Source organism: Paenacidovorax caeni (assembly GCF_001298675.1).
Classification (GTDB): Bacteria; Pseudomonadota; Gammaproteobacteria; order Burkholderiales; family Burkholderiaceae_C; genus Paenacidovorax; species Paenacidovorax caeni.
On record NZ_CYIG01000001.1, the window covers coordinates 86,472 to 109,668 of the forward strand.

The following is a 23,197-nucleotide window of genomic DNA, read 5'->3' on the forward strand; positions in this document are numbered from 1 at the left end:
TGCTCACTTATCCACGACAGTCCGACACCACATCGCCGTATGAAGCATAGTCACCGTAATAGCGGACCGAGGGGCTGAGCACACAGAATCACTCGCCTCGCCAAAGTTTCCTTCAATCCTTGACTGCCACCCGCGTAGCGCCGCCGTGCTGAGTTACCCGAGGCCTGCAACGCAGCTTCACGGCCCCTTTGGAAAACGAGTCATCAGTCGCTTTGCTCGACCACACATAGGCCTCTCCCGATTTCAGAAGCGCCATGCGTTCTGGCGTCAAATTGCTCAATGCTGCATTCGCCTTCTGGATGTGCTTCAACCAGGCGGGTGAATTGAACTTGTGCATGATGATCTGGCTGGATAGCTCGATCAGGCTCACTGGTACCGACGGCGGGTCTTGGCTCGCCACCATGATGCTCACACCCTTGTGCCGCATCTCACGAACGACCTCGATCAGTCCGGCTACCAGGTCAGGGCTTTCGATGTACTTGTGAGCCTCATCGAAGACCACCAGTTTGTTGAAACTGCGGCCGTTGATTCGCGCGTCAGCAAACATCTGCAAGAGCACAACGAATAGGCCCAAAGCTTCGTCCTTTTCGATGAACTCATCCCGCAAATCCACGATGATCAGCCGCCCCGGTCGAACGACATCACTCAATGAGGTCGTATCGTTGATGTACTCTGCAGCCAAGTCCAGGCGCATCCTGGCCATTTCCTTGAGGTGATCGGGAACAGACGATGCGTCAATACCAGCGCGCAACCCATCCAACGTAATGTCGTCGCGCATGGACTTCATGATGCGCATGATCTGCCGGATGTAAGTCGCCTGATTTCCCACGGCTCCCATCAGGAATTTCCAATGCGACGCTTTTAGCTCCGACGCTGAGAACTGAAGAGGCAAAACCTCAACATCCGGATACTCAGCACGCCGCTCCTCGATCTTGTCTGCCGGCACTAGCAACACAACGTCCCTCAGAGCCCTGGGCGAGGCCCCATACGTGTCCCTCAGCGCCTTGACTTGATCCTCCACACTGTTGGCCCCAACCATCGATGTGAACTCCGGCTTGTAATCCATCGTCGGGCTGTAATGGAAAATCACCGTAGCCAGAGGCTCCGGCAAGCAGTTGATACCGGGGATTGCCATCGAGGCCATCTCCGCCACACTGCCTAGTGTGTAGCTTTTCCCCCCTCCCTGGACCCCAAACAGGCTGATCGTGTGGGTCTGGTTCAGATCGAGCGCCACTTTGCGCCCGGAGACCTCCCCCAACAAACCAAACTGGGGTGTCGGCCCTGTTGCGCCCAACATGATGTCGTAGGCTGCATGGCTATGGGCGATTGGTGCTTCGGCTGAAAGCAGCCTAGGCTCTTCGCCCCTCATTCTTTCCACTTGTGCATCGGCACGCGGTTCCATGGGGTGCTGCGTCACCGCACGCTCAGGGGTAGAGGTAGGTGTTTTTGAGGTCACACTGGCAGACGGCGACAAGAACAGCTTCGGCTCAGGCTCACTCACCTGGGTAGTAACTGCCGGTCGAGAATCCGAGTACGACATTCGCGGACTTTCGTCCCACGACAGTGTGCGGTCACGAGGCGGACTCAGGAATGCGGCTGTCTCGAAGGTAGGCACGGCAGGCGCCAGCGTCCTGCGACGAAGCAACTCTTGCGTCACCTCGCGACTCATGTCGGCCGATGACCGTGCAGTCTGCACGCTGGCCAGCGTCTCGGTATCTATCACCGCAGCCTCAACCAATTGCCGAATCAAGTTACTCCCGATGCGGTAGAACTCAATGCCGTTTTCATGCTCCGCAGGCTCCGTGCCGGGTTTGCTGAAATCAAATACAACGGCACTGCGAGTGAACTGCAGGGTGTAGGGCATTTCGTCAAGACGGCGCAGAAAAAAGCGTGCCTCCTGCGCAGCCTCGGGTAACACCACCCCATAGCGTTCGGAACGATCCAAATAGAACCCCAGCAATGCAGCCAGATCACGGTTCTTGATAGCGCGATCGGGACGCTCCGCGTCACCCAGCTTGGGGTCAAAGTGATGTGCGAGTACGTGTTCCGTCTGCTCAATCTGTTCAGCAATCGAGGCCTTCAATTGCTCATAGGCAGACAGATCACCGACTTGAGAATAGCACTTCACTTCCACCAGTCGGCAGGTGATCACCCTGTTCGCGGGGTCTGGGTCAAGATCAAACAAGGCAAGGTCAGTGCGACGGAAGTTCACCCCATCCCCGAGTTCTTCCGCGTTCTGACGCAGCGCTTTGTACAGTTCCAAATGAGCGTCCAATGGCACCACAATCTGATTCTGAAACACGCCTTGGTGCTCCAGGAACAATCGCGACAGAGCAAGCCCCATCGCCTCCGCACGCTGTGACGGTGAAGACAACAACTTCAATGCCAGCCGCCCCGACAACGAACGCAGTTGATCCAACAGCACCAACGCATGACGTTCAGAGGATGGCAAGTCATAGTCACGCAAAATCGGGGACAGCAGTGCCTCCAACTCTGCAACTGAGCGTGAGGTGATCACCAGCCGATGACTCATAGCATTTGCCATGTCCGGCGAGTGATCGATCAAATAGTCGGGGCGAGTGGCATGACGCCGATGATCGAAAAACTCAATGCCTAGGTTACGGTCAATGGTCATCACCCAGTCACTGACTTCATGAACCTGGTGCAGCATGGCGCGTTCATCGGCCGACAAGTTCAAGGCGACTACCGGGCGTGCATGAGGCAAATACTGACTGCGCGCCAAAGTCGCGACGGCGACCGATACCGAGCGAGAAAGTCCCCCAATCAGGTCAGATACGGCCTCGGCCCCTTCGATCGGTTGGGGCACGCCGTGCAGCGGGCGGCGCAACCAGGTAATCGACTGTTCGTCCTCCAGGTAGTCCACCTCAAAGGGCTGGACAAGGCCATGAACGAACGAGGCATCGTCTGAATCCTGAACATCAACCGCGCGAATTTCCTCAGCAGGAAACAGATCGAACAGGAAAGACAAGTGTGCGGCATGAGCCTGAGGGTCGTCGCGGAACTCACGGATCGCTCGAATCGCCAGCCGCAACTTCGGATGCAGGTGGCTGTCGGTCGGTGTCGAGAAAGCATCCGCTTCCTTCGCATTGGTACCCAAGTCAGGCGCGAGGAGTTCGAGCAAGGCCTCACCTGTTGCTGGTGCAGCAGGGTCAAGCGCGAACAAGCGGATGTCATAGCGCAGGTCGGCGAACTCGGGGCGTCTTTGCAGACCGAGCAGCACCTCGGCCAAGACTGCCGCACGACCGGCGTTGAATGCATTAATGGTCAACGTTTCCACATACGGATGCTGAATCAAGTAACGTTGCACTCGCGCACCCAGATAAGCGCTGTCGATTGCCGCACCGCCAATCGCAGGTTCGGGTAAGCCCAGTGCCGAACACACCTCGCCCACCAAGCCACGGGGGTCTTCCTCGTCGGTCGCCGCGTACAGCGACCAGAAGGGATTGATGTTGTCCACGGCCAAGGCGCTCCGGCCCAACTCTTCTCCGAAAGGCATCACAGGAGGGAAAGCAACCGGCGCCAACTGTTTGAGCACGGCATCCCGCACCGGGACTACGAACTCACGGCTGCTTTCGCGACTGCGCTCCAACCACCGCTGGCCCAGTTGGCTCCAAGCCACATGCCAACTGGCTCGCAGCGGATGGGTCGGACTCAACAACACGGCGTCCCGTCGCCGACCTTGATAGTCTTCCAATACCAGGCTCACCGAGTCAATGGTGAGCGCACAACGCAGTTCTTCGAACGCCTGCCGGAACATCGGCGTGTCCGAGGATGAGCCGCATCGTGCAAGCACTGCGTCGATCCAGGCGAGATAGGCGGCCGCGTAGTTCTGTACTGGATCAAGCAGGCCCAGCATGTCGCACGCTTGCATGATCAGACGTCGATCGCCCTGCAAAAGCGTGGCAAAAAATGTGGCGCGCGCTTCCTGGAATTTTTGTGCCTCCTCGGAAGCGGGCCACTTGAAAGAAACCGATGAATGGGTGCAGCTACCGGCAGCGTTGATCGACAGCCTGACCCGATTCACCCCTGTTGGGTCTTCCAAGAATGCGCGTTCCAGATTTGCCAAAACGCCCGACACCAGGACGTTCGCCTTGCCCTCCTTCCCAAGGCGAACCTCCAGTGTTTCAGCGCTGCTGGCGAGCTTGCTGCTGCGCTCCAGCCAGGCAGCACCTGTGACCGAGACCGCAGCAGGATCGCGATCCTGAACCACCGCCGCAAAACGCGCTCGCAGCAATGCGTGCATCAGGCTGGGCTCACGCGGGACAGCGCGCTGCGGTGGCTCGACCTCTACCTCATCATCGGTGACAACATAGAAAAGATCACTCTCGTGTGACAACGCGTGACCTTCTCCTGAACCCCCTCCATAACGAATCGAGTTGCCCTGATCATCAGCCAGCGGAATACGTTCGCCGTTCTCCGTTTCGGCATAGACGCGAACGAAATGCCAACCTTCTTCCCAATCAATCTTGCCGATGGAGGTGAATGAGATCAGTCCCGCGTCTGTGTTCTTGCTCCATGCGGCCTTGCGGCGACGTAGCCCAGTCGGGCCGTTGTCGCGCGAAACGACCTCCGCCACAAACCGCGCCAGGCCTTCTACCTTTGACGGAACAGGATCTACCCTGAAGGACACGCTGAACTTCTTCAACCCGGTCTTTGAGATCGGCAACACGCGATGGCCAATCAACTCCGAGAGCCTTGGGTCTTCTTCATCCTCCTTGATCACCGGCAGGTCAGGCAAATCGACATCTCCGATGAACACGGCATCGGGGTTGACTCCCCCATCCTCGAATAGCCATTTGTTGAACGCCAATGGCCAGTTGGCACGATCACGAACGATCAGCCGTGTCCATTCCTTTGGATTGGCAACACCGGTGCGTGCGAAAAACTCTCCCAGTTGCTTGCAGAACACCGGGTCGAGCAAACCCAGCTCCAAAGCACGTACACGCTCTGTTTTGGTGGACCAGGTAATGCACTCCACACATTCCCGATTGCGTGCCAATCGTGCAGGCGCACGCTCTGGCAGTTGTAGCCACTCGAAATCGGGAACCAGCGCCAGCTCAAACAGTGCCGCCCCCATCGCATCCAGATCGAAATCGTTGATCTGGCAGGTGATCAGGTAGCGGGCTATGGCCGCATCGTCAGCATAGGGCCAGAACGCGTCATGACGCCGCAGCTCGCGCAAACCAGCATCGACCGCCAGCCGCAGCGGCACCGGAACCTCCATCAGCAACTGGGCATTCAGATCCGCATAAACACCGTCGACCGAGAGCGCTTCAAATGTGGCCACGCCAAACGAGTCCTCAGCCGACGCCCGCAAGTCGTTGGGCACGAAAACCAACAGAGCTGGTCGCAACTCGTCGTTGGGCAGCGGATTGCGCAGTTCCACCAGCTTCGTACTTGAGACAGCCAATTCGGGAGCCTGGGCGCGCAGCGCCTCATCGGCCAAGACCACCACATTGGCTGACGGCACTCTGGCTCGCAGCCCACCAGCCAGACGGATCATCAGATCGCGATCCAGGTCGGTAACTCGCATGCAATGCCCAAGCCCACGCGCGGCCAAGACGTCGGCCAGCCTTGGCAGCAGCACCGACTCCAGCGCCGCATTCAACTCGTGGCTGGTCAGTTCGCGCAGCCCTTGACTCATGTGCGCGCTCCTTCTAATTTTTCTGCAATGGTGTAGCGCGGCACAACGGTCTGGGTCACATAGGCATCGGACAAATCGCGGTAAAACCCGATTTCGCGCAGCCGCGCAGTGAATGCCTGAACATTGCTGCGCAAGGCTTTGCGCTCGTCAATGGTGGGTGCTGCGAAGCCTTCCCCCGGCGGTAGCTGATCGATATACAAGCCATAGCGCTCGCGCAAGAAGGCCAGGAGATCGTCGATCCGCATCTCTCCGGTGAAGTAGCCCTTGTCGCCACCAGGGCGCAACACCGCGATTTGCAGCAACACCTCCAGCAAGCGGCTATCCAAAGTGAAACGGCGTGGGGCGTTGCGTGCACGGGTTTGCGCCAGCAGGGCACCAGGCCTGTTCTTGAGCATCGTCGAGTCCAACGACTCAATGATGTACTTCCGATGGAAGGCCCCACGCAGCGCCACGAGAATTTCAATGTAGGTCTCGAAATCCGACAATCCCATCTTGGTGATGGCCTCGACTTCCGAGTCCAGACCCGCGTCGCCTTCGGACAGTGATTCCAAAAGACCTGCCAGGCGCTCCCCGAAGAACTTGTCGCGTTCCTCCGCAAAAGGTTCGCCCTGCAAACCATACAGCTCACCCACTGAGAACACCGAATTCAACGGGCGAATCACTTTGCCACGTCGAACCAGATGCTCGGAAAACTCGTCCAGCTTTTTGGCCACGAAGTAGGCGCGCACGAAACCCGGAATACGCCGGTAGTACCCGTCCGCACTGCGTTCGGCCAATGCAACAGTATCGGATTCGGCGTTCCCTGACAGATCGACGAACAGGCCCAGCTTGTACGGACAGTCGCCCTGCGGTTGATGGGGTTCACGCGGCTTTACAGGGCATGTCGCCTCGGCGCATAGCGCATTTGCACCTCCCAGCTTTTGCCAGGCCGGCAAGAGCTTGAGCAGACGCAGATGGTAGAGGGCCAGATGGAAGGCCAGCAGCACCTTCAGGTACTCCACCATCACCGATCGCGGCATGAAAGACTTGTAGAACAGTAAGCGCTGAATGTCCTCGGCCATCAAATCTGCAGCGCCGATGCACACCGGTGCAAAACGATCACCGCCTGCCCGTGTGTCCGCCGTGTCTTTGCGCTGCGAGAGAAAGTGCAAGAGCGTGCCCGTCTCGATGTCGGTCAAAGCCTTGTCGTTCAGCTCGCGCGTGAGCTTGTCGAAGCCATCAAAGAAAAAACTCTTCAGGTGCTCGATGGCGTTGTGCCCCGACCTTTGTCGTGCGTGATACAGCATCTGGTACAGATGCTGCGCAGCGCCGTAGTCGCGCGAATGCTTGGGGTTGCGAAAGCGGTAGGTGTAGCCGTGCAAAGGGCGGGGGCCAGCCACTGCGGCGTTCTTCCTCCCTCGGTTAACGATGTCCATCAAATGGGTTTCGACCCAGCGCGTGACGATGTCGCGGTGCTGTGAAAATCCCAAAAAACGGTCATTCGCCTCAAGAATGTCCGCAACAAACTTCTCCACCGTCAGTTCACGCTTGTCACGAAAAACACTCGGGTAGCCACCGTGCTCCAACCGCTCGAACAAACCCGTGAGGACACGATCCATCTCGATGGTCTTGAAGTCAAGGTAGCTGATCTTGGGAAGACGGAACTCCCGGTCTTTCTTCTGCAAGGCCATCACTGCCCCTCCATGTCTTGTACGAGGGCCTGCCCCTTATGCCCCTCTGCCGCCCCTTGCAACAAGCGCATCTCTACACGTCCATCGTCATGGCGCGCCAGCCGGTAGAAATCGTGTCCGGTGGTGGTCAGCAAAATTTCGCTGTAGGGCTGCGCATTAAGGCTGTTCTTGAACACACCCAGGCAAAGATAAAAGCCTTGCATCTCTTCCACGCTGGGGCGGTAGCCCTCATTCAGGCGCATCAGCATCTCGAACACATCAAGGTTGATGCTCAGCTCACTGACCGTGGCGCCCGCACCCTGGCCCTGGAAACGCAGCAACAAACCGGTGGGCAGGTGCTCAACGAACCGCGCCTTGGCCGCGAAGTCCTGGACCTGCAGGTCAAACCCCTCCACGGGGAAAAGGCGGTAGCTGCGAATGGTGCCGTGATCCACCTGCCGCAATTGCAGTGCCAGACTTTGCCCGAGACGCTCCGGCCGTTGCAGCCCCTCTCCCCGGTTAATGGCATACAGGATTTCACCCGTCAGTGCGTCCAGCGATGCCTTGCCACGCACGATCTCCACCATCCGCTTCGCAGAACGGTAAGGCAGCATCGTTTCCCAGCTGGCATCACGCCGTTCGAAGAAGTGCTTGCGGCGGGCCATCGCCACATACGCGCGGTGCCTGCGGGCACGCTGCCTAACCGTGCTTTCAGACACGCCACGCGGCAACTCAGCAAACAGGCGTTTGAATACCTCGAAGTCAAAGCGCCCACGCCGTTCAAAGCGGAACAACGCACGGTCGTCTGGCTGCACGAAATCCAGGCCCCGGTCAAAACGCGGGTCTTCCTGCCTGCCCACATCCAGCTCACCAAGCAGCGCGAGAAGGCGATCCGATGTCGGTCGGCCACCTCCCATCCAGCTATTGAAGTAATAGCTGTTGGCGACCTCGTCATAACGGCCAGCAGCATAAACCGCATGAATTTCGGCGCAGTCACGGTTGCCTATCAGCATGAAGGACAGGGCCGAGCGCAGATCGCGCATGGTGATGTGCAAGCGGCCGCGCAAGTGCGCCATCGTGTACAGCGTCTTGAGCCTCTCCCGCAGGCGAAGGCCGGCAATTTCGTCCTGGAAGCTGCGGGCGTTGTGCAAGGCATAGCAACTGTCCTTGAGGTCGCAGCGCTCGCAGGCTGACCAGTGGCTTGGCTGCACCATGGTGTTCAGCGTCCGCTCCAGAATTGAGCCGCCTTCGGCTTCTGCCACCACACTGCGCAGGTTCAGGTTCACCAGCGCCACGCCAGACTCGGCCTCGCCACTGGCAAACGCGCGCCGAACCAAGGCTGTCAACGCCGCAAAGTCCCGCTCATGCGTAGTCAGAAAATCCACCAACCGACCTTCGTTGATCGCAATCAGGCGGATTTCCTGTGGCGTCCAAGCCTTGGCATCTTCGCCCCTGAAGGGCGCCAGAAAGTCCAACAACACCTGGTTGTTGTCCTTGTTGCCTTCGTCTTGGCTGCCGTCGTAGTTGATCAGGAAGCGCTGGCCCGCCAGGCTCAGCTCGCTGCCATTGGGCAGGCCGCGATGCGCTGCACCGCCGCGTGCCTCCACCTCTTTTTCCAGGCGCTGCAAAAACGCTGTCTTGCCATCACCTGCGTTGCCCGAGATCAGCACCAGGCGAAACTCGCCCTGCAAAACCGCTGGCAACAGCTTGCGATCCAGTTCCGTCTCCACGTAGGCGGCATGGCCCAAGGCATCCATGCCACGTGTGCCGGCATTGCTGCGGCTGCTCTGGCTGTAGAGCGTGAGCAAATGCGAGACGAAGGCATTGCTGTTTGGCGCTGACTCCACCAAAACGGCTTGGCCACTGCGAACAGCCGCCGACATGGCCGCCACGCTGACGGCTTGAATGCGGCGCGCATGGCGCACCTCGGCCAGCGCATCGCGGAAATCAACGGCGGTGTGATATCGCTCAGCCCGGCGCGGGGCAATGGCTTTGAGCACCACGCTCACCAGCTCGGGGGCCAGATCGGCGAAACCCGAAAACTCGCGCGGGTCGGGCGCAGGTTTGTTGATGGGGGGCTCCGCCGTATCCCAGGGGTAGCGCCAAGTCAGCGCCTCATACAGCGTCAACCCCAGCGCGTACAAGTCACGATCGGCGCGCTCGCCGTTGTGCGGGATCACCTCCGGGTCAAAGTCCGGCGGCAGGTAGCGGCGCGAGCCACCCCCACGCGACTCCTTGTCGTCGGCACGCACCGACACATTGAAGTCAATGATCTTCGCGCCCTTCTGCGTCCACAACAGATTGCGCGGCTTGATGTCGCAATGGTGAAATCCCTGGGCATGCAGGTGCACCAAACCATCAATCGCCTGCTTGCCAAGCTCCAGCGCATCTTCGGGCGACAGCATGTGATCGCGGATCATGTCGCCCACATCCGCGCCTTCCACGTACTCGAACACCAGAAAGGGGATGCCGCGATCCGGAATCACATCGGCGTCCAGCACGCGCACCACATGCGGGTGCTCGGGGATTTGCACCAGATGGCGGTATTCCTTTTTCAAGCGCTCCAGCGTGGAATGCCGGTCGCTGACGATGAGTTTGACCGTGCGGGCCACATCGCCCAGCGTGTCGATGACCTTGTAAACCACGCCAAAACTGCCGCGTCCCAGCTTCTTCTCGACAATGAATTTGTGTGTGAGCCGATGGCCAGCCGACAGGTTCAGGTAGTCGATGGGTTCCGGTGCAGTGGTTTCCGGCTCCCGCTCCGGCTTGGCAGGCTCGCTGGGCCTGGCCTGGGGTTGGTCGGCAGCTACCGGCACCGGTTGCAGCAAGGTCTGCAAGCTGGCCAAGGCTGCTGCAGCACCTGGCCGCTGGGCCGCATCGAAGGCGCACAGGCTTTGCAACCAGACATCAAACGCGGCGTTCAGCTCGGGCCGCAGCGCCGACGGCTTGTGCAGAAACTCCCCCTCCCGGTCCCACACCGTGGTGAGCTCGCCCGCAAAAGGCTTCTCGCCGGTAAACAGCTCGTAGAGGATGACCCCCGCCGAGAAGATGTCCGACGCGGCAGTGGCTGCCCCTGGTTCGCGAAAGGCTTCTGGTGCCACATAGGCCTTGTCCACCAGCTCCACAATGTCTGCCGCAATCGTCTGGCTGCGGTTCACGCTGGGTTTGGCAAAGTCGAAGTCCGTCAGCCGGGTGGTGCCATCCTGCCCAACCAGCACCGCGCTCGGCGTCAGGTTGCGGTGCACCACCGCGTGTTGGTGGGCGTGCACCAGCGCGGCCAGCAGGTCTTTGGCCACGCGCCACTTCTGATCCAGCGTCAGCGCCAATTGCGGGCGCGCCATATGCACGGTGAGCGCTTGGCCCGGCACATCGTCCAGAATCAGGATGAACGACTTGTCGTCATCGGAGGGGAAGAAATCCCGCGCCGCGACGATATTGGGGTGCAGCGACAGCTTGGACAGCGCCCGGTAGGCATTGGCAATGCGCAGGGTTTGCGCCTGGCGCTCGGCGTCCGGAAGATAAGGGTCGGCCTGGTACACCCGCAAGCGGGCCGAGCCACCGGCAAAGGCGTTTTCGGCGCGGTATTCGGTGTAAGTGGCAGCGGCACCCAGCTTTTCCTTGACCACCCAGTGGCCAAAGCGCGGCACGCTGGACGCGGGCTTCACCACCTTCAAGGCATGCAGTATCAAGCCCTGCTGCTGCAGAATGCTCCGGGAAAAGCGCGGCGGAATTCGCGTGGCATCCTTGAAGTAGCGCTCGGCGTCCTTGAGCTTCACCACCCGGTCTGCATCGAGCTGTTCGCGGTCGCTCAGATGGGCGTCCGGCGCGGTCAGCAAAATGGCTGCATCCACATAAATGTCATCCAGCTCGTGCCGCCCCGGATGCGCCTGGGTGATCAAGCCCTTCACGGTACGCGCGTGCCCGCGCAGCTTGGCCAGGGGCGACGGAAACGGCGCCCGCCCCTCGGGGTACCACTTGCTGCCATACACGTCGATGCTGCCGCGCGTGCCCTTCACGTCGATCAGGTACAGGGCATGGGGTGTGAGCAACGCCAGGTCAATCTCAAAGCGCTCGCCCTGGCGCTCGATCTCGAAGTTGTGCAGCAGGGTGTAGCTGTCGGGCAAGCGATCCCGCAGGTGGGCGATCGCGGCGCGTTCGGCGTCGTTGACCGGTTGGCCTACGGGGATCACTTTAGCCATCAGCTTCCCTTCCTAATTTTTTCTTCTAGCAACTCAACCGCTGCTGCTTCTAGTTCGTTGCCCTTGTTCTGCGCTGCCACCGCTTTACTAGCAAGCGTGGCAATTTCTTGCCGATCTGCCTCGGACAGCCATGGAACCATCAGTTCGCTGATCAAAGAGGAATCGAGACTCGGGATCGACGATCCGAACGCCGTACCGATCAGTGCCCAGTACCCTGGCTCAGATGCCAGTACAGCCCACAGGTAGGCTGCATCTGATGGCGAATGACACCTCACCCGAACCAAGTGCTCACTCCCAGCTTGGCCTACGTTCATCGGTAGAGGCAACACCGCACGGCCAATGATCCCGCCAAGCTGACCGCTTCGAGGCAGCAGTACATCGCAGTCGGAAAGCAGCAGTCCTTCAAGATGTGGCGTCAGCGATCGCGACACCAGATACTCCGCGCTGGGGTTCAATTCGAATACTGAAGAAGACGAAAGGAAGGGCACACCAAATGCAGGGTCTGTGACCTTCAACCGCGACCCTCGATTGGGCTCAAAGACTCGTTCAACCTGATCGCCCAGCCGGACGCTGCGATGGGACGACAGCGCAGATCGACCCGCCTCCACGCGTGGCGAGTAGTGAAATGCGTCCATTCTGCCCAGCAAAGACGAAGCCATCGGAGCAATTGCAATGGGCCTAGGCTGATCACTCCAGTCAATCTTGGCTTCTAACAGCTCAATCGCCGCGCGACGATGCTGAGATGCCGCAACACGCTCAACAGCAGCCGCTTCGACCGCCTGCGCTACTTTCTGTTCGAAGTTGGACTCGAATCGCGGTACCGGCAAATCCGCAATGTGCTCCGGCTCAATGTGCTGAATGATGGCGCCATAGGTGCCCGAAACCACCAAGGGCACGCCGTATCGGCTGGACAAGAAGGCGTATAGGTAGCCCGGTGGAATGCGATCTGGTTTGGGGACAACGCGAAGCACATGCTCTGAACAAGCCATACCGGCCATGTCTGGCCGAACGTAGGCCATACGACCAATCGTGCCTGAGCGCGTGATCAGAGTCCACGCCTCTCCCAGCTTGAAAAGCGGGTTGCGCTCAACCTGCTTCTTAGAGATCAAAGGTAGGGTTGATAGGTCTGCCGAGAGAATATCCGAGCTACCCATAAACGGGATGCCATACCGAGGGTCATCCACCCATGTGCGCCCTTCGCGGCCAGCATGAAAAATTCGCTCCGTAACGTCCGAAAGTATTTCCGTCTTCGATAGGCGCCTCAGCGCATCCCGCGCCTCCAGCGCACCCGACATATACGGGTTGCAGTCCAGCCGACGCCCACCTTCCTCCAGCCAGGCCGCGCGCACGGCCTTCCACTTCGGGCCGCTCATGCCGTCCCCTCCGGCGCGAACCAGGCTTGCAGGGTGGCGTGCAGTTCGCCAAAGGCCGCATCGGTGCAGCCCCTGGTCGAAACCTGCGCGGCCAACTGCTGGTAGATCGCCGAAGAGCGGGGCTGGCGGGTTTGCCTCAGCACCCATTGGGCGGCCTCTTTGGGGCGTGGTGGTTTGGCTGCGTCCAGCGGCCACAAACCTCTGTCAGCCAGCAGTTGCCGCAGCGGCGGCTGGCCCTTGTAGCGCAGGGCCTGGGCCACCTGCGGCTTGTCTTGCCATAGCCAATTTTCAAGCTCCGGGTCGATGGCGATCACCTTGACCGCACCGTCGGCCCAGCCACTGGCCACCAACTGCTCGGTGATATGGGCCTCGATGGCGGCCTTGCCCGGCGAGCCGTCCCATTCGCAATCGAGCACGACGATGGCGTGCTGGTGGCTGGACTGGTAGGGGCGCAGCAACTCATGCCCCTTGGTATAGACGCCAGGGTCGTTGCCGCCCTCGTCCACGATCAGGTCAGCGCCGACTTGGGTGTTGATCTCGAACGGTGCGCAACCCAGGCTCAGATGCCACCCTTCGCGCTGAAAAAAGCCACGAAAGGCGGCGGCCATGTTGCTGTCGGCCACCAAGATGACGCAGGGGCGCTTGTGCATCATCCCAGCACCCCCGCCGCGAACAAGCTGCCCAGGTCGATGCCGCCGCGCCATTCCTGCAGGCGCGGGTGCTCGGTGCCCGGCACCATTTCCACGCCGCCTTCGCTGGCAAGGCGTGCGCACAGCAACTGGTCTAGCTTGGCGCGGGCAAGCACCACGGGCGAATGCGAAGACACCCAAACCTGGCTGTCGTACAGGGACGAGAGCGATTGCAATACTGCCTCGATGGCGCGGGGGTGGATGCCGTTTTCCGGCTCTTCCGTCACCAGAATGGCGGGCTGCTTGCTCAGGTACGGCAACAGCGTCAGCGTGAGGATGCGCAACGTGCCCTCGGACAACCCTGCTGACGGCACCTTGAAATCGCCCCGGTAGCTGACCATAAAGTAGGCGTGGTGATCGTCTTCACGCTCACGCACGTCGATGTCCACGATCTGCGGCAGCGCCGTTTGCACGTGCGCGATCCAGTCGGCATAGCGTTCGCTGCGGTAGGCAGCCGGAGCGTCTTTGCTGGCGCCCTCGCGCTTCAAGTCCAGCGCCAGCCACGGGATGTTGCGGCCATTGGCGGTAATGACCTTGGGCTGCCCTGGCGGGCTGGCCTGGCGCATGGCGGCCCAATCGGGATCAAGGAATACCGCGTCCGCAGTCAGCAGGCCGAGCAACCAGCGAGCTGCCGGGTATCCGGCCTCGGCCTCGAACAGCACGCGCGGCATGGCCAGCAGGGTGTCTGGCAGGCCGACTTGGGCATTCTTGGCCTGGGGAGTTTCGGGGTTGAATTCGGCCTGATAGCCAAATTCGCGTTTCAAGATCAAGTGCCAATTCTTTTGGTCTTCTGCAGCCACGCCATGGAGCCCGGCCAGACGCCGGTCGGGCTGATGCGCTTCGGGGAACAGAAACAGGTATTCGGCAACCACCTGAAGATTGCGTTCTTCACCGATGCGCAGGCCCAGCTCGTAGCGGATATGAGTAGGCCATCGCGCGCTGTCGTTCTGAAGCGCTTGGCGCGCACGCTCATTGCGGCGTTCAAACATGCCGCCCAGCACTTTGCTCTGAATGTCGTCGGGCAGGCGCGCCTCGACCGCCAGAGAAAAGTCGTTGCCCCGGCCTGCAAACACCAGCTCGCTCAAGCTACCAGCGCGCGGCGCAAGATCGGCCCGTCGCTCCAAAAAGGGGATCGCCACGTTGTTCGTGCGCAGCAGCTCGCCCAGCAGCACGGGTAAGTCGAGCAAGGTGGTCTTGCCCGAGCCATTGGCCCCGACCAAGACCCTGAAGTCGCCGACATCGATGCCCAGGCGCTCGAAACAGCGGTAGCGGGTGGCTTCCAGCCGGGTGATCATGGGCCTGGCTCCAGGTTATTGGCGCGAAACTCGGCGTAAGCCTTGGCGATTTCGGGCAGGTCGTCGTCAAGAATGCGCTCCTTGCGATGCAAGATGCGGGTTTCAAGCTTGCCTCCCCTGCGCACCTTTTCTTCTACCGTGACATCGATGAGGATTTCCTCGCCATCGGGGTGGCGCTTGTAGAGGGTGTTGCCACGGCGGTCGAAACCCACCTTCTCCGCCACGGCCATGAAGACGGGGTAGTCCTGCTTTTGCCCCAAATCTTCGGCCTGGATGACCTCCTCGGGCTTGCGCTTGAGGAAAAGCAGGCTGGTGAGGATGTTGACGTTGGCTTCGACGATGAAGGACTCCACCGGTAAGTCGATGCTGGCCAGCACCCAGCAGTGGCGCAGAATCCAGTAGCGGATGAATTCGTCACCGGGGTTGCCGAGGATGCCATCGGGCAGGACGATGCCCATGCGGCCACCGGGCTTGAGCCACTTGACGCAGCGCTCAATGAACAACACTTCGGGTGATACCGCAGGCTTGATGGCGTTGCCCATCACAAAACCGTCGCCTTGCCGCTCCCAGCGGCGGGCCAGCTCGTACTGCTCCAGAATGGTCTTTTCGGTGACCGGGATGTCGGAGCCAAACGGCGGGTTGGTCATCAGCACATCGATGGAGCCAAGTGGCATGTGGTCTCTGGCGGGCTGAACGCCCGGCAGATCGCCGCGTGGAAACTCCAGCGAGTTCATGTGATAGAGGTGGCCCAGCGAGTTGCTGGCCATCATCACGTTCATCTGCGCGGCACGTACCAGGAAGGGGTCAAAATCAGCGCCGAAGAGCTTATTGGCGGTGTAGCTGGCCAGCCGCTCGCGAATGGACAGAAATTCATCGGTGTTCTCTTCGCCGGCCTTGACGCGTTTCTCTTCCTGGAACTGCTTGTTGAGGTAGTTCAGGGTTTCAACCAGGAAGCCGCCCGTGCCGCACGATGAATCCAGCACGCGCTCGTGTTCCTTGGGGGCGAGCATTTGCACTACGAGGCGAATGGCGCCACGGGGGGTGAAGTATTGGCCACGATCCCCACGCAGGTTGGTGCCCACGATTTCCTGGTAGGCCGTGCCCTTGGCATCGACATCGGTGCGGCCAAAGTCATAGCGTGCCAGCTCGGAAACGATGAAGGCGAGCGCCCGGTCGGACAGGGTGATTTCTTCGTTACCCTTGAACAGGCCGTGGTACTTCTTCTTGACCGCCTCGAAAAGCGGCTTGATGCGCTTGCGGATTTGTTCACGGCCAGCAGGGTCAAAGGGCTCGAACGCGCCTACCCAGAACTGCCGCGCTTCGTTGGGCTGCTGTTCGTCATACATCTTGCAGAAGATGAGATACAGAAACTGCCAGAACGCAGCGTCCTTGGGCATGCCTTCATTGCCGTGGATGTAGTTGTGGCAGCGCCGGAAGGCGATGCGCAGCATTTCCGGCTCGGCACGGCGCAAGCGCCCCATGGAACGGCCTTCGACGCTGAAGGTGTCATCACCCAGGGGCCAGTCACCGATGGGCTTGAACTTGGTGTCGAAGCGGGTGACTTCCTTCTTGAAGAAGAAAAATTCCAGGCCATTAGTCCACAGGCCGTAGTCGCAGCTATCGACTTCGGCCATCACGGTTTCGAGCAGCTCAAACTCTTTGCGCGCCTCTTCCGGGTCACGCATGCGGTAAGCGCCCTTGGTGCCGATCTTGGGCTCTTTCTCGACCACAACGGCGCGGTAGAGGTTGTCTTCGGTGTGAGGTTGCCCTGGCTTGAAGATGGCAATATCAATCTTGCGGTTCTTGCCGTGCAGCTTGACCTTGAAGTCCGGCTCCATGTCTTCGGCGGCAATGCCGTATTCATGAATGATGGCGCGGGCAATGCGTTGACGCACCCGCTCCTTGTCGGTTTCTTTGACTTGCTTGCCAGTGATGTAGTCAAAGACCTTACCCTCTTCGAGCGCACTCTCGGGCGCTTGGGCTTCTAGATCGAGGTCACTCATATCGCTGTTGTCCTGTGTGGGGCGCTGCTTAGGCATTGCGCGGCTCCTTGTCGTCAAAGTCGTCGCTGCCAGAGGCGGCACCGCCTTCCCGCACCCAGGCGTCCACGTCTTCTTTCTTGAACTTCCAGAAGCGCCCGACCTTGTGCCCCGGCATGCCTTTGGAGGTGACCCAGGAGTAAATGGTGTCCCTGGCAACGCCAAGATAGTCAGCGATTTCATCCACGGAAAGCCAGCGGTCGTCCATATCAATATCCATGCACATGTGAACGGAAACGTACCGTGACAACGGCGACAGTTGAACACAGTGTAAGCCAGCCTGACGAGGCTGAAGCCGGTTTGACCAGGTTTGAGCCGAATGAGACCGTTTGAACCTGCGGTGGAATCATCATCGACTTGGTTGACTGACCACTCCAGCACCATGGTGACACCAAACTGCTCCTTCGCAGCACGCAATTGACACCGCGATGAACCAACTCGCCCCCTTGGTGGCACCCACACGGCACGCTCACGGCACCGTGACGACACACAAGTCGCAAATGGCACGGGGCACGGCAGCACCACGAGAGCACCCAACGAGCACACATACGGCTCCGTCATGGCTCCTTGACGACACGCTGCCAGAGACAGGCCTCGCTTTCTGCACTCCAGCACCATGGAGGCTCTCTCCCAACACCACTGCGGCACGCTGGCAGCGCCTATGTGGCACCTTTGTAGCACCGCACCTGGGCGCAAAAGCCACAAAGAACACCTGTCCCCAGCGCCAATCGCCCCCATTCTTTGTGCTGGTCGATGAAGCACAAAGAATGGGGCCGCTGGGTCAGATTGCGGGAGAAATCGGGCACGGCGGCATCTTGGGGACAAAACCGCTCGCTCCTGCGTCCAAGGCGACGACTCCATTTGCGGCCACTTGCCGTGTTGCCGCCACTCGCGGTCTTGTGGCCTGCAGCGATGGCGTGACCTTGGTGCCATCCAAGCCATCCCGGCTCACAAATCCTTGAGATCGGAAGGATTGTCTATGAACATGCCCATGCCGTCCGTGCCACGACCTGGCCTGTGCAACGGCGTATCTCTGCCGCCACCAAATCAATCATGGCCAGCCCTTCAGGGTGTGTCACCTGCGCACGCAACGCACCGGCCACCTTGGGCAGCTCCCGTTCAATGCGCAAGCAAATGTCCAGCCGGATTGTGCGCAGCAGCTGCGGTTTGACTGCCAGCTCGACAGCCAGGCGATCCCAGTGCCTGCCCATGATCCAGCCGGGGCGGCTTTCGCCGCCGATCTTGAAGGCAAAACGCCTGCTCAGATGCTCATAGACGGTCGTGCAGACCAGGTCGTAGAAGGGCGCCAGTCGAGTGTGCCCACCCGTAGCCAGCAGGGACAGGTTTTTGGCGTGACTGTCCATGTTGCCAACCGCCACGTTGAATACCGCCCATTCCAGCATCCGCTTCTTGTCCAGGGCCGGTTTGCTGCTGTGCTGCATCACTGCAGCGCAACACATGGGCAGCGTCGGCCCTCCCTCGGATTCGTGCTTCCGCCCAGGCTCAATACCCAAGGTTTGGCACAGGTCGTTCTGGTGCAGGCGTTGCAGATGGCCACCCACTGCCGGTCATATCGTGCAATCACGGCGGCATCCAGCTCGGGGGCATACCGCACCGGCGCAACGTCGAGTCCAATGGCAGCGGCAAGACCCATCACCAGCGCCTCATTGATGGCTGTTTGCGGCAGATGGGCGCGGTGGTCCATCGACGGCTTGACGATGTGGCTCGATGGAGCGTCGCCCAAAGGGATTGCCATTGCACCCGTCGGCGCAATGAACACCGCCATCTTGTCTTGCGCTCCAGCCAGTGCGATGCGGGCCTCGCCACCAGCCAGGTTGATCGGAATGCCTCGTGATGAGGCAAAGCATTTGTGAACGGCCTCATGGGTCATCGGCAGATAGCGCGGTTTGGGCGAGGGCAATTGCCCCTGCGGCAGCAGCGCCAAGGCGCCCGCCGTATCGCCGCCAAAGCGCTCCAGCAAAGCAAAGACGTTGCCGGGCGAAACGTGCAAGGCTCTGGCCGCAAAGTCACGCACGCCACCCTCGGGCAGCAGGTTGTCAAAGTAGGCCGCGACGAATTCCCCCGCGTGCCACTGCTCATCCAGTGGCAGATTGGGCGCCAAGGGGATGGCATCAGTACGCGCCAGCCAGAGGCGGCTGTAGCCAAAAGCCATCACGCCGCCATCATCTTCACGCAAATGGCCGATCAGCTCGCCGGTCATGAAAACATCCAGCTGTTTCATTTCGCCTACCGAATGCGCCCAGCCCGAACATGATCAAATTTTCCGGCCTGAATGCAACGGCCATTCACGTCCGTCACCCCGCAAAACCCCACGCCAAAGGCCGCGAACCCCAGCCGCACCTGATCGCGGCTGTAGTCCAGGCAGTCATGGTGGTGGCCATGGAACGCCTTGCCGACACGCAGGCTGCGCGCCAGTTCATCAATCGCCTCAAAGCCATGCGGGTGGGCGCTGGGCGCCTCGTGCGTCACCAGAATATCGGCACGTTGCGAGACCAGGCGAAAGTAGTCCTCCGGAAAGATGGAACTGCGGTGTTTGCGCGGCAGCCCGTCGCGCCAGCGATTGCCCCTGCCGCAGCGCGCAGTAAATTCTTTGGCTGATTCGTACAACCAGTCCACCGGCGGCGTCCACACCTGCCCTCGGAACACGCCACCCAGCCCGGCAATGCGCACGCCATCGACCACGGCAACGCGCCCATGCAGGTTCCTGTCCGCCAACGCCGAGCCAAACAGGTGATCGTAGTCAGCGTCCGAATCCGTGTCGTGGTTACCATGGATGAACCAGACTTCGGTCATCCCCAGGATGGATTCCAGCTCCACTTCCAGCGGGCGCTGCGCCTGCAGATCACCCAAAAAGACCATGGCTGCAGGGCGATCCCTGGAGACGATCTCCAGCACATGCCGGAAGTGGCCGTGGGTGTCGCCAAAGAAGTAAATCATTGCGCCCTCGCCATTCGCAATTTGTGTTCCAGACGATCGCGCAAGCGCGGCAAAGTGGCAACCCAGCCGAGCCTGACGACCTCTGCGGATTCAACCTCTTCGCCGGGGTGCACCTCGAAATACCTCACTGCTGCCTCCATAAGCCGTTTTTTTGATTTCGGAAAGCTGCTGCCGATGACCATAGCCGCCACACGCATGACATTGGCCTGCTGCGCCGAGCAAGGCATTGCACGGACGCCTTGGGCAACCTCCAGGCAGCTCATCAGCATGACTTCTTCAGCCTCGCGTGGATTCGTCGGCACAACCACGCCCAATTGCTGCATGAAGGCCCGCTCGTTCTCCGACACCTCGTACTGCGCCAACGCCGAACCAGCAGCCTCATAGAGGTAGCGGCAAGCCCGACCATCAAGCTTGGTGGCTTGAGTGCGCGTTGCGGCAAGAACTGACAGCGCCGGATAGTCGGCAAGACGGTGAAGTGCCCGCATCACTGCTGGGTCACTGAACGCCTGGCTGCACACCCAACCCTCCCAGTCCCAGGCGTAGGCAGCACGCTCCACCCCCTCGACGATGGGACGCCCGCAGCCATGAAGCGCCGCCCAAAACTCCTCCTGCCATGGCTGCGGGATGTCGGCCAGATCGACATAGTTGCGCCCGCCTTCCGCCTTGCGGATGAGCACGCTGGCGAGCAATTCCTGCCTGGTCAATGCCCGTGGCAGGGCCTGGCCCGCCTGCAGTAGCAGAGCGACGATTTCATCCTGGCGCGCCATTTTTTGCACTGGCGCCCATTGGCTGGCGTAGCCCATCTTGAGCAGCAACGCCCACTCACGCCGAAGGGCGTCGGCCTGCTTCTGGCTCATGGACTGTGCACTGTTGGCAGTCATGTTCATCTCCCGCGAGGGATTGTTGTCACAAGCATGGGCTTGCGTGAAACGGCGATTTCATGGATAGTTAGTTTAACTAGTGTTGTTAATTAAACAAGCATGTCACGTCCACGAACCGGAAGGCAGACCTCCGCCGAGTACCAACGCCGCTACCGAGAACGCAAGAAGGCCCAGGGCGCCATGGCGCAAACCAACTGGATGCTGGACGTGCGCCTGACGGATGCAATCCGGCACGAGGCGAAGGCCCGAGGCCTGCGCGAATCCGAGCTCGCCACGGACATCCTGGGCGACTGGTACGAAGCGCGGTTTGGCGGGCGGCTGCCACCGGCACAGCCCGAACCGCCCTCGAACACCGCTGCGCCCCTTCCGCCGCCGACGCCCATCAATGCCACGGTCGAGCTGCTGCTGGGCAAGCTGGAGGAACTGGGTTTCATCATTCCGCTGCAGGGCATGGCCACGCAATGCCTGCATGGGGACGAACGCAATGGCCTGTGGGCCACGGTCACCCTCAATGGGCTGGACGCCATCGAGTTCGGCCTGGTCGAGCGCATAGACGGCCTGGCGCAGAACATCCTGCATTGCGTGGTGGACACGGTGGCGCGCCATGCCTGGCTGACCAGCGATGCCTATGGCGAGCTGAACCAGGACAGGGACATCGGCACGAAGATCAACACGAAAGGCCTGCAGGCACTTGACGATGCCTTTGCACGGCTGCGCGAGTTCATCATGGCCAAGCGCAAGCCGCTGCACTATGCAGAGACGCTGGCCGCCCTGCCGAACTACCTTGACCAGGAACCGTCACGCTCGCTGCTGGCACTGGCGTTTCAGCGCATGGGGCTGGAGCTGGTGCATGTGGCGCCCACCGATCTGGTGATTTCTGCCGAAGAGACCCCGGAAAACGTTGCGCTGCATGACCTGGAAGCCCTGGCGCAGTACGTGCGACAAGAATTCCTGCGCATGGGGAAAACGGTCTGCACCTTTCCGCTGTGGGATGGCGGAGAACTCATCGCCTTCGCTCCCGAGGAACGGGCTGTCGTATATGCCGGGCTGCGGATGCAATCACCCGATCCCGAGAGGGGCAATCCATGAACACCGTCGATGCCGCCGAGCTGGCTGCCGAGCTGCGCAAGGCAGCGCAAGACCTGCTGCTGTGTGTGAACGTCATCGTGGGCCAGGAGCAGTCCCTGGCTGCTGATCTGTTGAGGCATTTTCCGGGGCGGCTGGAGTTGCTGGCCTTGCGTGTGGCGCCGCACCCCGAGCCCGACCTGCCGCCCGAGTGGCCGCAGTGGAATGCGCCCGGTGAAACCCATTTTCAAGCCCTGCTGGAACGCCAGCAGTGGAGGTTGCATCGTCGTTCGGAAAGGAACTCGTCATGAATCGGAATTTGCGCGCTCTGCGTCGGTGGATTGCTTGCGGCCTGGCCGTGTCTGGCGTCGGCCTGGCGTGGGCACAAATGCCTGTGCCGTTGCTCGATGCCGCTGCACCAGCAGCCACGTCAACAGCCGCTGCACAACAGCTCGAAGCCTTGCTGCAATGCAAGGCCGGTACGGTATTCAAGACCGATGAAGTGGAATCCAAGCTCCAGGCCATCGGCTTGGCCAAAGGTGCCGATGGTTTCTTTCTGCCCATGCAGAAGGGGCAACGACCATCACTGTTCGGAGACGAAGTGGTGGCTGCGTTGGTCACCGCCGTCGATGGCGAGAACAAGGCGACCGTATATCTGAAGCGCCAAACAGGCAAGCAGTTGGCCAAACGGCTGGGCGTCAGTCGAATCGACGAACACGCCAACACCGACGAGCCGTCCTACTTCAAGCAGCCCAGCAAGAAAAACACTTTGCTGGTTGGCGCGGCAGCTGAAGTGTTTGTGGGTAACGACAGCATCAAGTACCAGTCAGCGGTGGCTTGTCAGCAAATCAGGTGAGCGGGCCATTGATCAAATTCATTTCACCACGGAGAAGAAGATGAAGAAGAACCTCTTTCAGGCCGCCGCTCTCGCAGCCTCGATCTCGATGCTCGCCGGCTGCGCGGGCTACGATCAATGGGCAGAAAGCACCAACCGCAAGATGAACACCGGTTGGACGGAGATGCTGTACGGCAAGCAAACGGTGGACGCATCGGCGCTGCCCAAAGACATGACGGTCAATCTCTCTTACGGCAAGGGCGAAGGCAGCGGCATCCCCGGCCCCGCCGCATCGAAGTTCTACGACAAACTGCTTGGTGACGTGACTTACGCCAAGAGCTGCAAGAACATGCTGATGTTCAACGCGGGCATGTTCAACGATGCCGGTGGTCTGATCCGCACCGAGCCCATCGTGGTCGGCCCCTACACGGCAGGCACGAAGGCGTTCATCAGCAAAGACGTGATCGCCGACCCGCAGATGCAGAAGTCCAATCAGGTAACCCGGCTGGTGCTTTCGGGGGCGCGGTGCACGTAAAAGTCTTCGCCAGC

General features: G+C 60.3%; 16 protein-coding genes. 4 read left to right on the top strand and 12 right to left on the bottom strand.

Annotated elements, in window-relative coordinates; all coding sequences use genetic code 11:
* Positions 1-112: 112 nt before the first annotated feature.
* The 12 genes from mads8 to BN2503_RS20785 form a co-directional block, all read right to left on the bottom strand.
* The gene (gene mads8 / locus BN2503_RS00450; RefSeq protein ID WP_054254668.1) at positions 113-5,665 is read right to left on the bottom strand and encodes a methylation-associated defense system ATP-binding protein MAD8; all 5,553 of its coding nucleotides are present in this window, start codon (positions 5,663-5,665) and stop codon (positions 113-115) included.
* A complete protein-coding gene (gene mads7 / locus BN2503_RS00455) occupies positions 5,662-7,335 on the bottom strand; it encodes a methylation-associated defense system protein MAD7 (RefSeq protein WP_054254669.1) in 1,674 nt (557 codons plus the stop codon). Before mads7 ends, mads8 begins: the two co-directional genes overlap by 4 nt.
* Positions 7,335-11,513 carry a methylation-associated defense system protein kinase MAD6 gene (gene mads6 / locus BN2503_RS00460; RefSeq protein ID WP_054254670.1) on the bottom strand — a complete coding sequence of 1,393 codons (4,179 nt, stop codon included), beginning with the start codon at positions 11,511-11,513 and terminating at the stop codon, positions 7,335-7,337. The genes mads7 and mads6 overlap by 1 nt, the downstream gene beginning before the upstream one ends.
* Positions 11,513-12,886 carry a methylation-associated defense system restriction endonuclease subunit S MAD5 gene (mads5, locus tag BN2503_RS00465; RefSeq protein WP_054254671.1) on the bottom strand — a complete coding sequence of 458 codons (1,374 nt, stop codon included), beginning with the start codon at positions 12,884-12,886 and terminating at the stop codon, positions 11,513-11,515. Before mads5 ends, mads6 begins: the two co-directional genes overlap by 1 nt.
* Positions 12,883-13,536, bottom strand: a complete 654-nt coding sequence (gene mads4 / locus BN2503_RS00470) for a methylation-associated defense system protein MAD4 (RefSeq protein WP_139235318.1) — start codon at positions 13,534-13,536, stop codon at positions 12,883-12,885. Before mads4 ends, mads5 begins: the two co-directional genes overlap by 4 nt.
* A complete protein-coding gene (gene mads3, locus BN2503_RS00475; RefSeq protein WP_054254673.1) occupies positions 13,536-14,870 on the bottom strand; it encodes a methylation-associated defense system AAA family ATPase MAD3 in 1,335 nt (444 codons plus the stop codon). Before mads3 ends, mads4 begins: the two co-directional genes overlap by 1 nt.
* The gene (gene mads2 / locus BN2503_RS00480) at positions 14,867-16,909 is read right to left on the bottom strand and encodes a methylation-associated defense system DNA methyltransferase MAD2 (RefSeq protein ID WP_139235317.1); all 2,043 of its coding nucleotides are present in this window, start codon (positions 16,907-16,909) and stop codon (positions 14,867-14,869) included. Before mads2 ends, mads3 begins: the two co-directional genes overlap by 4 nt.
* A complete protein-coding gene (gene mads1, locus BN2503_RS00485; RefSeq protein ID WP_054254674.1) occupies positions 16,902-17,117 on the bottom strand; it encodes a methylation-associated defense system helix-turn-helix domain-containing protein MAD1 in 216 nt (71 codons plus the stop codon). The genes mads2 and mads1 overlap by 8 nt, the downstream gene beginning before the upstream one ends.
* Positions 17,118-17,886: 769 nt before the next feature.
* On the bottom strand, positions 17,887-18,369 hold the full coding sequence (locus tag BN2503_RS00490) for a HipA domain-containing protein (protein ID WP_353611887.1): 483 nt from the start codon (positions 18,367-18,369) through the stop codon (positions 17,887-17,889).
* Positions 18,351-19,151, bottom strand: a complete 801-nt coding sequence (locus tag BN2503_RS00495) for a HipA N-terminal domain-containing protein (protein ID WP_054254676.1) — start codon at positions 19,149-19,151, stop codon at positions 18,351-18,353. Before BN2503_RS00495 ends, BN2503_RS00490 begins: the two co-directional genes overlap by 19 nt.
* A 5-nt stretch (positions 19,152-19,156) precedes the next feature.
* Positions 19,157-19,867 carry a metallophosphoesterase family protein gene (locus tag BN2503_RS00500; protein ID WP_054254677.1) on the bottom strand — a complete coding sequence of 237 codons (711 nt, stop codon included), beginning with the start codon at positions 19,865-19,867 and terminating at the stop codon, positions 19,157-19,159.
* Positions 19,864-20,748, bottom strand: a complete 885-nt coding sequence (locus tag BN2503_RS20785) for a hypothetical protein (protein ID WP_233494968.1) — start codon at positions 20,746-20,748, stop codon at positions 19,864-19,866. The genes BN2503_RS00500 and BN2503_RS20785 overlap by 4 nt, the downstream gene beginning before the upstream one ends.
* A gap of 99 nt (positions 20,749-20,847) precedes the next feature.
* Between BN2503_RS20785 and BN2503_RS00510 the strand changes: the two genes are divergently transcribed.
* Genes BN2503_RS00510 through BN2503_RS00525 form a run of 4 tightly spaced genes read left to right on the top strand, consistent with a single transcriptional unit; the run spans position 20,848 to position 23,183 of the window.
* Complete coding sequence (locus BN2503_RS00510) at positions 20,848-21,837, top strand: hypothetical protein (RefSeq protein ID WP_139235316.1); 990 nt, start codon at positions 20,848-20,850, stop codon at positions 21,835-21,837.
* Entirely contained in the window at positions 21,834-22,124 is a 291-nt protein-coding gene (locus BN2503_RS00515; protein WP_054254679.1) for a hypothetical protein, read from the top strand. The genes BN2503_RS00510 and BN2503_RS00515 overlap by 4 nt, the downstream gene beginning before the upstream one ends.
* The gene (locus BN2503_RS00520; protein ID WP_054254680.1) at positions 22,121-22,669 is read left to right on the top strand and encodes a hypothetical protein; all 549 of its coding nucleotides are present in this window, start codon (positions 22,121-22,123) and stop codon (positions 22,667-22,669) included. The genes BN2503_RS00515 and BN2503_RS00520 overlap by 4 nt, the downstream gene beginning before the upstream one ends.
* A gap of 40 nt (positions 22,670-22,709) precedes the next feature.
* Positions 22,710-23,183 carry a hypothetical protein gene (locus tag BN2503_RS00525; protein ID WP_054254681.1) on the top strand — a complete coding sequence of 158 codons (474 nt, stop codon included), beginning with the start codon at positions 22,710-22,712 and terminating at the stop codon, positions 23,181-23,183.
* Positions 23,184-23,197 lie beyond the last annotated feature (14 nt).